Origin of the sequence: Clostridium thermarum (genome assembly GCF_006351925.1) — a bacterium.
Taxonomy (GTDB): Bacteria; Bacillota; Clostridia; order Clostridiales; family Clostridiaceae; genus Clostridium_AU; species Clostridium_AU thermarum.
Window position 1 is genome coordinate 3,536,025 of the sequence record NZ_CP040924.1, and the last position, 14,333, is coordinate 3,550,357.

Annotated in this window: 11 protein-coding genes and 1 pseudogene; 3 read left to right on the forward strand and 9 right to left on the reverse strand. The window is 34.8% G+C overall.

Annotated features, from left to right (window positions below; all coding sequences use genetic code 11):
* Positions 1-8 precede the first annotated feature (8 nt).
* The 4 genes from FHY60_RS16290 to FHY60_RS16305 form a co-directional block, all read right to left on the reverse strand.
* Positions 9-329 (reverse strand): hypothetical protein, encoded by a 321-nt coding sequence (locus FHY60_RS16290; protein WP_139906014.1) that lies wholly within the window; start codon positions 327-329, stop codon positions 9-11.
* 19 nt (positions 330-348) lie between these two features.
* Positions 349-1,035 (reverse strand): hypothetical protein, encoded by a 687-nt coding sequence (locus FHY60_RS16295; RefSeq protein ID WP_139906015.1) that lies wholly within the window; start codon positions 1,033-1,035, stop codon positions 349-351.
* Positions 1,036-1,114: 79 nt separating this feature from the next.
* A complete protein-coding gene (locus FHY60_RS16300) occupies positions 1,115-1,888 on the reverse strand; it encodes an FHA domain-containing protein (protein WP_139906016.1) in 774 nt (257 codons plus the stop codon).
* Positions 1,889-1,903: 15 nt separating this feature from the next.
* Positions 1,904-4,261: an FHA domain-containing protein gene (locus FHY60_RS16305; RefSeq protein ID WP_163215797.1), complete on the reverse strand. Its 2,358-nt coding sequence runs from the start codon at positions 4,259-4,261 to the stop codon at positions 1,904-1,906.
* Positions 4,262-4,575: 314 nt separating this feature from the next.
* Between FHY60_RS16305 and FHY60_RS16310 the strand changes: the two genes are divergently transcribed.
* Both FHY60_RS16310 and FHY60_RS16315 read left to right on the forward strand, forming a co-directional pair.
* Positions 4,576-5,868: an NCS2 family permease gene (locus tag FHY60_RS16310; RefSeq protein ID WP_139906483.1), complete on the forward strand. Its 1,293-nt coding sequence runs from the start codon at positions 4,576-4,578 to the stop codon at positions 5,866-5,868.
* A 170-nt stretch (positions 5,869-6,038) separates the two neighbouring features.
* A complete protein-coding gene (locus FHY60_RS16315; RefSeq protein ID WP_139906018.1) occupies positions 6,039-6,413 on the forward strand; it encodes a PH domain-containing protein in 375 nt (124 codons plus the stop codon).
* Between the two features lie 115 nt (positions 6,414-6,528).
* Here FHY60_RS16315 and FHY60_RS16320 read toward each other — a convergent pair whose 3' ends face one another.
* From FHY60_RS16320 to FHY60_RS16335, 4 genes and pseudogenes are all read right to left on the reverse strand, one after another.
* A complete protein-coding gene (locus FHY60_RS16320; protein WP_139906019.1) occupies positions 6,529-7,968 on the reverse strand; it encodes a flippase in 1,440 nt (479 codons plus the stop codon).
* Positions 7,969-8,012: 44 nt separating this feature from the next.
* Positions 8,013-9,014 (reverse strand): TraB/GumN family protein, encoded by a 1,002-nt coding sequence (locus FHY60_RS16325; protein WP_139906020.1) that lies wholly within the window; start codon positions 9,012-9,014, stop codon positions 8,013-8,015.
* A 258-nt stretch (positions 9,015-9,272) separates the two neighbouring features.
* A pseudogene (locus FHY60_RS16330) lies at positions 9,273-9,422 on the reverse strand (transposase); the annotation flags it as partial.
* A 238-nt stretch (positions 9,423-9,660) separates the two neighbouring features.
* Entirely contained in the window at positions 9,661-11,607 is a 1,947-nt protein-coding gene (locus tag FHY60_RS16335; RefSeq protein WP_139906021.1) for a M28 family metallopeptidase, read from the reverse strand.
* A gap of 125 nt (positions 11,608-11,732) precedes the next feature.
* Here FHY60_RS16335 and FHY60_RS16340 point away from each other — a divergent pair, with 125 nt between their 5' ends.
* Positions 11,733-12,059, forward strand: coding sequence for a hypothetical protein (locus FHY60_RS16340; RefSeq protein WP_139906022.1), 327 nt, complete (start codon positions 11,733-11,735; stop codon positions 12,057-12,059).
* A gap of 376 nt (positions 12,060-12,435) precedes the next feature.
* On the opposite strand, the gene ltrA is transcribed toward FHY60_RS16340, so the two are convergent.
* Entirely contained in the window at positions 12,436-13,845 is a 1,410-nt protein-coding gene (ltrA, locus tag FHY60_RS16345; RefSeq protein ID WP_139906023.1) for a group II intron reverse transcriptase/maturase, read from the reverse strand.
* Positions 13,846-14,333: the final 488 nt, after the last annotated feature.

Below are 14,333 nucleotides of genomic sequence, written 5' to 3' on the forward strand. Positions count from 1 at the left end.
TTTCACTCCTAGTTAAAGTTGTCTGTACTATTATCCCCCACTTCAATAGCCTCCACCCACATACTTTCTGTGGCAATATCCTCCGTAGCCAAACCTTCTGCTACTGTACTTATAGCTGTATTACTAGTAGTTGTAACTGTTCTAACCATGGAAGTTTCCATATTGTCAATGTTTTCCGCAGGCATAACAAATTCAGAGTCTATGCCTGACTGCTGCTTTTGCATATTCTTTCGCTTTATTAAAAAACCACAAAAGGAAAATATAGCTAAACCCACTGCAAGGACCAATAAGTATATTCCTCCCAGCATCATAAATAAGCTTTTATACAAGATCCTCACTCCTTAAAAGTTAATCAAATATGAAGTCCTTAATAATATCCTTATAATCCTTAGGGTATAGGTAAGTTGCAATACTTATGAAATCCCATTTTGAATTTACCGACACCAAAAGCTTAAACCGCACCTCATCTCCAACCTTAAAATAACTTATTATCAATTGCCTGGGCAGCTTAAGGGAAATCTCTATTATCCCTTTTTTCTTATCTACCTTGATGTTTTTAAAGTTCTTTTCTATAAAACCTAAGGCCCACCCCTTTGGCAGCTTTAAGCTTCCCATATTCATGTCGTCCAATTTGATACTAAGCTTGTGCTCATTTATATCAACCTTAGACTTAATAACAAATTGAGTAGGCATTGATAAAATATCCGTATCTACATAAAAGATAAGGTTTCCATTATCTATCTTGCAGTGAAGTCCTTTTATCTTATTATTGCTGGAGTTTAATTTTTCCACCTGCCAATATAAAATGTCATTAAGCTCTCTTTCAGTAAAATTAAAATCAAACTCCATCTTTTCCTCACTGATAATTTTCCCTAGGGACCCTAAAACCTCTTTACCAATAATGTAGTTGAAAGTTTCCCTGTTATTATCGTCTTCAGTAAACTTGACCTTTGGGGATATACTGTAAGCAAAGATAAATATGAAACCAGATATTATTAAAACTGTAGCAATGAGTAATAATAGGCTTTTTTTCAAACTCATCACCCCCTAAACCATTACTGCAGCAATGATTAAATTGTCTGTACTTCCTTTATGCATAGCATACTGAGCAGTTTTAATCAAATAAGAAAGTAACTTCACTGGCAGCAAATTTTACCACATCATTATTAAATATTTCTTTTTCACCCACTACCTTTTGTCCATTGATAAAGGTTCCATTCTTACTGTTTAAGTCTACCAGGAAGAATCTGTCCTTTTTAGAGTAAAGCATTGCATGCTTTCTACCAACAGGATTTTCTTCAAGGACGAACTCGCAAAGCTGTGGGTCTCTACCTATATTTACAACATCTTCCTTTATTACATATTCTGTTTCAACACCATTTTTTACATACTTTAATCTTGCCTTTGGCCCAGGCTCTTCAACATTTAGAAGTTGAGTTTCACACAAATTACTGTTTGTGACTTGGATATCCTTTGATAACAATTCAGTTTCTGCACTTACCGTCTTTTCAGCTGCATTACTGTTTAACATTACTGTCTTTTCATTTTCAGTCATCAGCAATACTTCAGGTATAATATTTCTCTGAATTTTATTTACTGCTGTATTCTGTATATTAACTACATGTCCATTGTTTTCAGTTTGTCTAGGTTGTGGTTGAACATTTCTAAAATCAGCATTTAAAGTCTCTGTCTTAAAATTGTCTGGTGTTCCGTTCAAGTTAGGTTTTACATCAGCAAATTGTTTTTGTTGATACATGTTATCCATAACTTTCTTCTTCCCTGATGATTTAATTGCCACTATCAATATTATTATTAATAAAAGTATCACCACACCGGCAACCGCTGTAATCAAAATATTATCCTTTATAAAGCTAATAAAATCACTCATTACTGTTACCTCCAATTATTTATCAGTGTTTATTTTTAATGATATTAGGGATATTGCAATGCATATAACCGCTGTAACCCCTAAAATTATCCAGTTTCTGTAAAGTAAGTTTATATCATGGTCATAGGCCCCTATTACTTCCCTGCCCATTTGATTAAGTGCCGCCAAAATCTGCGGATTATTCTTATTTTCCTCTATAATCTTCAAGGGAAGGGAATTGATGTTTAAGCTCTCTGCCATTGCTCTCAGAGACCACTTACTTACAAAAATTGTAGATAACTTCTCTGAAATTCCAGATAATTTAAATATGAAACCGGAAAATATAATTTGCGGAATAAGTAAAAATGGTGCTATGCTCATAGCTCTATCACTATTGGTAACCAGTGTAGAAATTGCTATTCCCATTGCCGCTGATGCAAATAGGGTCAAGAAGGTAGTTACAATCAGTTCAAATTTCACATTCCATACCAAATTATAGTCCGTTGGAAATTTAATGATTAAATCAAAGATCATTATCATAGTTACGCTTTGAATGATGCAAATGATGCCTAATATCAACAGCTTTGAACCTATATAAGGCATAAGCTTTAAATTTACTGCTCTTTCCCTTTTGAATATTACTCTTTCCTTACATACCTCTTGTATAGAATTTAATACCCCGATCCATACCGCTGCACAAGAAAGGGTAAATAAAATCTGAGAGGTACTTTCATATATTGAAAAGGCGTTCTTCTTCGTTACAATAGCCAGAAGCAAAGCAACTATAGGCGCCTGCAGCAACAGCAAGAGTAATCTTTGACGGTCCGTTACTGTTAATTTAAAGTATCTTCTCCATAAAACTCTAAACTGCCTTAATCCACTTTGTCCCTTAATTTTATTATGTTTCTTTTTTACAGAACTTTTATTTTTTAACGGTTTGCTATAAATATAATAATTTGACTTTTTAAATCTGTCGCACCACTGGTCAGGTTCATAGGTTATCAAATCATAGATATCAACAAAGTCATTAATATTAAAAAAGTCCAAAGCCCCCTTAGGCGGTCCAAAATAGCATAGCTTTCCCCCTCGTCCTAAGAAGGTAACCTTATCACACAAATGAAGATTCGCCATGGCGTGAGTTATCAGGATTACTGTCTTCCCCTTATCTGCAAGCTTTCTCAAAAGCTGCATCATGTTTCTTTCCATACCTGGATCCAAGCCTGATGTTGGCTCGTCCAAGAAAAACAGCTGGGGATCTGCAAGAAGTTCTACTGCTATACTTACTCTTTTCTTTTGCCCACCACTGAGATTTTTTATGACAACAGTTTCTCTTCCCTCTAATTCTACATCCTTTATAACCTCAGCTACTCTGTTTTTTATCTCATCCATGGTTGCATCCTTTGGCATTCTAAGCTGGGCTGAATATGTAAGCATTTCCTCAACATTGAGATTGTCGTATACTATATCCTGCTGTGGCACATATCCCAATATGTTTTTATAAGCGTTATAGTTATTATAGAAGTCATCATCATTAACAAGTACAGTTCCCATAGTAGCTCTTCTAAATCCATTTAGCGTATCCATAAAGGTAGACTTTCCGGCACCGCTTCCACCCACAAGCGCCACTAGCTCTCCCGGCTTAATACTGATATTTATGTCATCCAGTAAACGCTTTTCTGCTTTGCCTTTGAACATCCCCCTGTTTTCTTTAACTACCTTGCCAATACCAATGGCCTCAATGCTTAAACCTTTTGTTATGACTTCATAAACAAGCTTGTCATTATAGAAAATAAACTTAGTATTTCCTATAAAAATGACGTCTCCCTCTTTCAACGCCTTCTCCGAACCGATAGCTTCTCCGTTGAGAAAGGTGCCGTTAGTACTTCCTAAATCCTTCAGATAGAATCCGCTTTTCCTTCTAAATATCTCTGCATGCTTTCTGGATACTGAACTATGTTTTATAGCTATAGTGTTATCATCTGTTCTGCCGATTGTTATGCTTTGTGCTTCATTAATAAAGTAATTTCTCCACTTCTGGTTTCCTTCTCCATGAATAACAGTGTAGACCATGCTTATGCCTTCGGAGTTTCTATTAACCAAGTCATCAATTCTGATAATATCACCATTTTTTAGTTCCGCTTTGATAACCTTTTGCTGGTTGATAATTATCCCATTGGTGCTTTGATTATCTTCTATTATGCATCTGCCATCCTTAAATACAATAAACCCATGTTGATTTGACACAATACTTGACTTAAGTACAATATCATTGTCCTGTCCTCTTCCAAAGGAGAGCTTTTCCTTTCCGAATTGTTCTAATTCAATTGTACTTACTACATTTTCATGGTATTGAATAGATAAAATATGGCTTAATTTATTACTTTCATCTCTCAAATCGCCCACCTCTTTTGTACATAACATATTATTAGAAAATATATTCATTATTGTAATATAAATACCTATTAAAATAAATAGTAAATTGTGTGCTTTGCAACACTATAGTTTCACTGAGTATAGTCTATAAATTAAAAGCATTTAAGACACGAAGTATATTATATATTTTTAAAACATTGTTCGTGTTTTCACTTGACTTGTACAACCTCATATAATAATATATTAATGCAAAAACTAAATAGTAAGAAACCTAGAAGATCTTACATAGGAGGATTCAAATGAAAAATACTAATGAGAAGAAAAGTCCAGAATTGCTGGAAAGAATGTTCAACTTAAAAGAGCATAATACCAATGTTAAAAGGGAAGTAGTAGCGGGCTTAACTATCTTTATGACCATGGCATATATCTTAGGTGTACAACCCTCAGTGCTCAGTGCTGCAGGCATGCCAGAAGGTGCAATTTTTACTGCTACGGCCCTATCTTCTTTGGTAGCTACCCTGGTAATGGCCCTTTACGCAAAGCTTCCCTTTGCTCTGGCACCAGGCATGGGCCCGAATTTCTTTTTTGCTTACACTGTTGTAGGTATGATGGGCTATTCCTTCCAAATGGCATTAACCGCAGTCCTTATTGAAGGATTAATCTTTATTCTTCTTACCTTTTTTAATGTAAGAGAAGCTATAATAAACGCTATACCTTCTAACATAAAAAAAGCGGTTTCCGTTGGAATTGGCCTGTTTGTTGCTTTTATAGGTGTAAAGAATTCCGGCATTATTATAATTGACGATGCCAAAAACTTAACCATTGGAAACATTGTTTCCGGTTCCGGTCTTTTAGCTATAATCGGTATATTGATTACCGGATATTTGTTTGCTAAAAATATAAAGGGTTCCTTACTTATTGGCATTGCTGTTACAACCTTAATTGGTATACCTATGGGTATAACTAATCTTCCAGAGAATTTCGGTATTATTTCCATGCCGCCATCTTTATCCCCAATACTTTTTAAGTTTGATTTTTCTAATGTATTTACTGTTGATATGCTGGTGATTGTGTTTACATTCCTGTTCGTAGACCTCTTTGATACGGTAGGTACCTTGGTAGGTGTATGTACAAAGGCAAAGATGCTGGATGAGAAAGGTAATGTACCAAGAGCAAAACAAGCCCTTATGGCAGACGCAATAGGTACCACTTTTGGTGCTATAGTTGGAACAAGTACCGTGACAACCTTTGTGGAGAGTGCCTCAGGAGTTGCTGCTGGCGGAAGAACTGGACTTACTTCACTGACTACCGGATTAATGTTTGGAGTTGCCCTGTTCTTTTCACCACTTTTCTTAATGATACCTGCTGCTGCAACAGCGCCGGCATTGATTATGGTAGGACTGTTTATGATGTCACCGATAAACGAAATTGATCTGGATGACTTTACAGAGGCAATTCCAGCTTTCTTAACTATTATAATGATGCCTTTCAGCTACAGCATAGCGGAAGGTATAGTATTTGGTATTGTAAGCTACGTAGTCCTAAAGGTTCTAACAGGAAAGTTTAAGGATGTAACACTTTTGTTGTATGGACTTGTAGTGGCTTTCGTTTTAAAGTTCCTATTATAGTACAATCTCAGGATTATTCAATTTATAATAAATAACTTCAACATGTTTCTGAAGACCCGCGTAAACTAAGCGGGTCCTTTATTTTACCTACTTTTTTCTTCACATAATATGCATATTCAAGTAAAATTAGATTATAGTTTACTGTTAGTAATTTAATAGGGAGGATTTTTATGGAATGGAAAGATAGAAAAAGATTTTTAGGACTGCCCCTATCCTTTACAAGATATAGGCTTGAAAACAATAGACTTTATGTTAACAAAGGCTTTTTCTCTACTATAGAAGACGAACTTGTTATGTATAGGGTTCTGGACGTCAGACTTAAGCGTACCTTATGGGACAAAATATTTGGCGTAGGTACAATAATCCTATATACAGCAGATGAAACTCACAAGGAGCTTATTCTTGAAAAAATAAAGCATTCAAAAGAAGTGCGAACTATGATCAGTGAAATTGCTGAGCAAGAAAGAGCCAGGCTTGGAATTAAGGGTAGAGAACTTTACGGCGTAGCTGATAACCCTGATGATATAGATGATGACAACATTTAGTCCTTCCTCCGTCAACTCAAAAATATACACAGGCACATATATTTTATCCACAAAATAAAAGGAGCTTGTCACGGGTTGTTGATACTTGCCACAAGCTCCCTTTTCCTTCTATTTACTATTTCCTTAATAACAGCTCTTTCAATTCATTTAAGGTAAAGGCTTTGGTCAAAAATATTGCTGCGAAATACACCGTTCCGGCTACAGAAATTATATATAGGGCGTTTGCAGTGATAAGCTTCATTAAATAGACTGTAGCTGCAAGGCACATACCGCTTATCAGTATCTTCAATATATATCTATTTTCATATTGTATTTTCAGCACCTCATTGGCATACTTTTTCATAAGCATGTAGTTGATGATTTCACTGATCAAGGTATTGATGGCAGCCCCCTCTATTCCAAAATGGGGTATCAACAGAGCATTTCCAATAATATTGTAAACTGCAGATACGGATACTGCCTTCATATACTTCTTCTGCTGTCCCCAAGCATTGAGCTCATAGCCGTAAATTTCCCTTATGGACAATATGGCAATATAGACCATCAATATTGTAAAAGTATTGGCTGCAATTAAATAGTCATCCTTATATAAGGTACTCATTATTTCCTTGTTTAATATAAAGGCCCCCAGAAAAATTGGGATGCAAATTGTTATCATAAGCTTTCTCAGCTTATTAATAATCAAAGTCAATGTCTCATGCTTTCCTTCATTAAAGTTACTTATGAGCATAGGATAAACAGGAGTAAAGAAAAAGCTGATAACCAGAATCAAGGCACTTGCTATTCTGTAAACGGAGTTATACAGTCCTACTTCATAATTGGTTTTTAGAACTCCCAGCATCAGTGTATCCATGTTTAAATTAACTAAGGCAAAGATACCATTAAAAAAGAAGGGCCAGGATTCACCCAGCAGGGCTTTATACTCTCTTATATTAAATCTAAAGCTAAACCGCTGCTTTTGCCTTTTTATATACGCCCAGAACAAATATCCGCTGGAAGCAAAGGTTGCTATCACCAAACTGATTGGCACAATATATATGGACCTACTGATTCCGGAACCAATAAGGGCACCGATGAGGATACAATAAACAACATTTTTTATTATTACAGAGATGGAGCTGTATTTCATCTCTTCAATACCATTAAATACCCAATCTATATAAAAGGAAGAACCTAAAATAGTTAATCCATTTATAAGCAGCATAATTTTAAAGTTTTTATCCTCTTGTATAAATAAAGTTACTATGCACAGCAGAATGAATACAATTATGGCCAGCACAATCCTCAGGCTAACGATTGTGTCCACAGTCTTCTTTAGGGACTTCCTATTCTTACTGGCCTCTATCACGCCAAGACCGTACAGTCCAAAGGATGCAAGGTAAAAGAAATACATCACCACTATATTTACAAAGCTTATAATACCAAATTGCCCCGGACCAAAGACGTTTGCAACGTACACCATTATGGCAAAATTTAAAATTTGACTAGTTATGTTTCCAAAGGAAACGTAAAAAAAATTTTTAAAGAATGTAGAAAATCTAATATTTCTCAGCATGTTTTTCTCCTAATAACAGGTCCTATTATCCTGTCCTCTGCATTTTATTTTCTTATTACTGTATACCCCTTATCCTGAAGCATCTTTACAATACCGTCCTCACCAATTAAATGAGCCAGTCCAGCAACTACAAAATAAGTATCTCCGGTATTTAAATAGCCTTCAATCTTTGAGGTCATATTTATATTTCTATCTAATATCATCTTTTTATAGTAGTTTGTACTCCTATCTTCCTCTCCCAAGGCCTTAAGCATGGCAGATTCATCTCCAGACTTATAGATTTCAAATAGCTCATCCAAGTCTTTTTTGGTCTCTTCAAGATTAGTCAGGCTCATTATAAAATACTTTTCCTGCTCTTCGTCAGTAAAGTTGTTCAGCATATCAAACTGGAACTCTGCACCTTCCAGTTCTTCTATCCTCTTATTACCCTTCGCCTTATTCATAAAGTACATATCTATGCCATAGTTTGCATCATAGCCTGCCTTTTTCATCTGATACCCTGATAAAAAGGACCCAAAGGACCATATTTTTTGAGTTTTCAATAGGGTATAGTTAAAGTCAAGCTCCTCACAAACCTCATCAATCTTCTTTTTTCCTTCCTCAGAGAGATGGTCCAGTACCGTTTCTCCATTGGTATATACCAACTGAAAGGCCTGGTCTGTAAGCTTAGCTGTATTTGTCATGTCAATTTCTCCAACCACCACATCCGAGCTTTCAAAGGCATCCTCCACTACCTGATGCAGAGGATACAAATTCTTATCGCCCACATGTATAGAGCCATACATGTATACTTTAGTATTATCCTTATTTAGTTCCCAAAGAAAGCCCTTAACATCACCATATTTCTTTTCCGTTGAAGCTTCCTCTTTTTCTTCAACATCAGCTCTTTTTTCTTTCTTCTTGACGTCCACATTACTGCTGGTTACCTTTGCATCTTCCTTTTCTAATGCAACCTCTTCCCTATTACAGGCTGCCCCAACAAACAGTGTCATAATCAATGTAAGCATTAGAATCAATGCATTTGCTCGCCTTATAAAACTTCTCATACTACCCCTCCCAATAAAATACCATAAATATATTTTATTCTATAAGAAATGTATTAGCAAATGCAAAAAAGAATGGTAAATTATACATGGTAAATTATGTCACAAATCAAAATTATATAAATTCAATCTTTATTAATGGAGGTGGATAGAATATTGTTTAAAAGAGCATTAGTATTAATACTTTCATTAATTTACTTTACAGTATTAGGAGCTTATAGCAACAAACCTACGGTAGAGATTGATATTGTACTTAGTGATGATTTGTCTATTAAAGCCTTCAAGTGCATTCGTAGTGTATATTATCCTACGTATTTCTGGTGGGAAATCAAAATATGTAGATAAGTTTTCCCAATTGTTATGCCATGACTGTATAACTATTGGATATTTGCTTCCCCAATTAGCCTCAAGGAATTGTTGAATGATGTTACCGAAAAGCCGTTGCATTAAGCCATCCTTGCCAACTAAGTCCTCCATGCTTTTGCATCTCTTTAATTCCTTTTTCAGATCAATATCCGGTATATCTAGTTCCTTCATAACTATTTCTCCTCTCATATAATTCTTTAGTTATTATTTTCATGTTTACCAGATACACATACAAATAAGAACATCCATAGATTTGATTTAAGCAATCTATGGATGCTCACCCCTATTTACATAACCCTTCTTCTATTTTTTCTAATTCATTTTCATTTATAAAAACATTAATCTTTTCTGTATCTCCTTCAAACCAATTGATTCGTATTCCTGTAATTTTTTCTCCCTGATACTCTACAGTTTCTTCAAAACCTTTAGAGATTATTAAATGAAATACATTTTTTCCCTTATATATTTGTTTATATATTGAAGTAATATTATTATCTTCTTTATTTCTTAGTATTTTGAAGTCAGAAGGTAGTATTACAGTCTGGTCAATAATATAATGTTCTTTATCACTCCATGAATTCTCTCCTAATAGTTTAATATTTAAAACCTCTCCAGTGTCTTTATGCTTATAGGTAAGATCTATCCTATCTATGTCATTTATATTATATGTCATATTATATACTCTATCCTTTACTGCGTTTTCTCCTTCTCTTGGTTTGATTTCTTGTTTTATCTCTCCTAATACAAAGCTATAGCTACCAAGTTTCACCGGTAAATATATCTCGTCATATATATCTTTTAATTGGTCCATCTTTGAAAACTTTAGCGAACTATTTTCTACTAATATCGTTATATCATTAATAGAAATAAACTTATATTGTCCATACTCTAATTCTTTTTTAGATTTTTCAATTACTTCTTCCTGTTCTTCAGTAAAGGGTGACTCTCTGAAACTGTCATTGTTGCTTTTGAGACTAAAACTATTCTTATCATTAGCAATAATATAACTAAATAATTCATCACTTAGCCTCTCTAAATATTCATAGTCAACAAGATCTGCCTTATCATTTGAACTATGTATATTCTCTATGCTCTTCTGACCAAGATTAACTGCCGCAATATTGTTATTCAAAAATGAAATATGGTCACTTTCATAGCCCTCATCCACAACCTCACATTTAAATCCTCTACCTCTAAAGTGTTCATCAATAGATTGGGTCAATTCCTTATCTTTACTTGATCCGCATATTAATAGTAAGTCTTTATCTTTAGAAATTCCCACAGTGTCTACATTAATGTTATAGATACTGCTATATTCTCCTTTAATGCTATCAACGAAAGCTGTACTTCCTTGCCTTCCTGACTCCTCACCATTAAACAAGCAGATTAAAATATCTGATTGAGGCTGCCTATCTTCATAATATTTTTTCAACTTATCCGCCACATCTAAAACTACCGCAATACCTGTAGAATTATCTGTTGCACCGGGAATTAGAATATTGTCTAAAACTCCCACATGGTCAAAATGGGCAGATACTACTATAGCTTTTCTTTCATTAGTTCCAGATATTTTCCCAATCATATTATTTACTAGAATATTCTGTTGCTCCAACGAGTATTTGAGTTCAACACTGCTCACTTCCGTTGACTTGAAAAAATCATAAACATCATCACTTATTTGAACAATAGGAAAGTTCTGCTGAGATACATTTATATTTAACTTAAAATTGTCTTCCTTCACGAAAATACCTTTACACTTTCCATAAATATCTTTTACTTTAGAATAATCTTCAAGAATAACAAAACTATCTTTAAAATTTTCATCATATGCATTTAAAGTTACTGTAGCGGTAAGATCCAACTCAGCAATATAATTTTGAGGAGCAAAATCTTTTCCATATGCAAAATTTTTCATTTCACCATTACTCAATTTAGCAGATAGCCTTATATTTGAATTATCCATTTTATAGTATTGATGAGAGTACTCTTGATAAAAAGAGTTTCCTTTCAGTTTCTCAAGTCCTTTCTTTTCCATAACTTCACTCAAAAACGCCTCTGTATTTCTATTTCCATCAGTTCCAGTTAATCTCCCCTTGAAATAATCAGATGTCAAATACTCAACAAATTCTTTTTTATTATAGTTATTAATATCAAATATCTGCTCATTTTTACATGATGTCATACCTATAATAGATATTATAAAAATGATTAAACATAACATTCTTTTCATAAACACACCCCCATAAATATCATTATTTTGTAATTATACTATTTACATTACATAATTTCAATATTATAATATTATTGTTATAATATTGAAAAACACTTCATAACAATTTAAGGGGGATGAATAAAATGAGAAAAAATATCACTAAAAAAATGTTTGCTTTTCTCTTAACAAGCGTTGTAATTCTAAGCTCTCCACTTAGTGCCTTGGCAGCAGACATTAAGCCAATGTATGTTCCATGTTACTACTGGGAAGATGGTCGTCACAGATATTACAAAGTTGACAGTTATATGGAATATCGCACAAAAGCATACACTCACCCGCATTATATGAATGGTGTTAATTTTAACTGTACAGTTATAGCTGATATTTTACATGATAAATATCAGTGCTTATGCGGCGAAGGGTATGAAACAAAGACATATTATAATGAAGATCATCGCGTTGGTTATTAGTAGTCAAAGTACATACTTAAATCAGTAACAATAAAGTTTAAGTCATGAAGTGAAAAGAAGTGGCTTTCCTATGACCACTTCTTTTGAAATTTCATTTCAACATTTTCATTAATCCATTCTCATTATTAATATTTGTGTAATAACAAACATTAGAAGGAGTAAGACCTTAATTAAATATTGTATGACAGTTCTTTAGAACTGATGAATACTATGATGAACTTAAAGTACAGTGCTTTCGCATAGTCATCCATAAAAAAGTCGACCTTTTCCTAGTTTTAAGTACTTTTATGCTACAAATCGAGTAGGAGCTGAATAATTATTTTATTCAGCGTCCTCTCACACCACCGTACGTACCGGCCTGGTATACGGCGGTTCGTTAGTTTACATGCATTTTAGAATACTGTGAGATTAGGCTTTTATAACCTAATTGGTTAAAATATTCGTTAGTTAGAGTTGTTGATAGGATGTGGCTGTTTGCTATATGCCAGTATCCTTTTCGGGTATTGGCATATATTTTTGCAAAATAAGGCCTCATTCCTAATTTTATCAGATTCCTTATCCTTGTTCTGACCTTTTTCCATAGTTTCCATTCACACATTCTTAATCTTCTTCTTATCCATTGGTCTAATTCTTCCATGTGTTTCTTCCCTTTTGCAAGGGAAAAGTAGTTTACCCATCCAATGATTATTGGATTGAGTTTGTTAATTCTTTCTTCTGTGCTTAAAGGATTTCTTCGACTCGTTATTTCCCTTATTTTGTTCTTGAACTTCTTTATGCTTTCTTCTGCTATTCTTATATAAGATTTACCTTTCATTAAATAGAATGAAAATCCAAGAAATTTCCTTTTCCATGGTCTATCAACTGCGCTTTTCTGCCTATTTACTTTTAGTTTAAGAACTTTTTCAATATATTCAGTTATGTTCTCTTTGACTCTTTGGGCTGCTCTTTCACTTTTAACAAATATATTACAGTCATCTGCATATCTGCAAAATTTATGCCCTCTTCTTTCTAATTCTTTATCTAAATCATCAAGGATTATATTTGCTAAAAGTGGGCTTAATGGCCCTCCCTGCGGTGTCCCTTCTTCATTCTTTACTTTTATTCCATTTAACATAACTCCAGATGTTAGATAGGCTCTTATTAGCTTCAGTACCCTTTTGTCTTTAACCCTTCTTGCTACACGACTCATCAAAATATCGTGATTCACTTTGTCGAAGAATTTTTCAAGGTCTAAATCTACAACCCATCTGTATCCTTCATTTATGTATTCATTTGCCTTCTTTACTGCATCTTTTGCGCTTCTGTTTGGTCTGAAACCATAACTATTATTAGAAAAGCCCTTATCAAATGTTAGTGTTAATTCTTGGGCTATCGCCTGTTGTATTAGCCTATCGAGCACAGTTGGTATCCCAAGTAGTCGAATTCCTCCATTAGGCTTTGGAATCTCCACTCTTCTAACTGGTTGTGGTTTATATTCCCCGTGTAGTATTGCTAATTTTATTTCTGGCCACTCTCGTATTAGGAAATCCCGAAGTTCATCGGTTGCCATCCCATCCACTCCGTGGCTACCTTTGTTAGCAACTACTCTCTTATATGCTCTTTGCATATTTTCCCTTGAGAGTATTCTCTCAAGGGTTCCGTATTCTTGTGCATTAGTTCTTCCTTCTGGGACTGCCGGAGATACTCTATGCACTCCTTGTTTACCTTCGTGTTCCACACTATTATCAACAGGGTAGCCTGTATATTCAGTTTTCTGCAATCTTTGAATATCTCTCGAAGTCTTCAAAATTCAAAACCTCCTAACGTTCGGTCCTTCCCACGATAACGCGTATTTCGTAGTACTATGACCTCTGCTGACTTCTAACAGTTCAGCTACCCATCACTGAGTAGGTTACCATTAGGAAATTTCATTCCTTTAGTGGTGTATCTGTTAGACCTCCCCGGGTAAGAGCGACCGCCTTCATCCCATATGCTCGCCACATTTACTGTATGAGGTTCGGGTAGTGTTGGATTTTGTTTTGTTCTGCAAACTCATCCGCCTCAAATCAGCCTCATATGTGTTTCTTGTTCATCGAGCCAGGACTTTGCCTCCGGCTTCCTTCAGATTCCACCTCACGATGGACACCCTTGCCATTGGCTAATGGTTCCCACTACCAAGCCCATAGCGGACTTTCACCGCCAAGCTGTCACCCATGCCGGGCACACAGACAAAATGGATACATTATAATGTATCCAGAGCAAGAAAACCTGCAAAAACCATCTACTTACTATTGA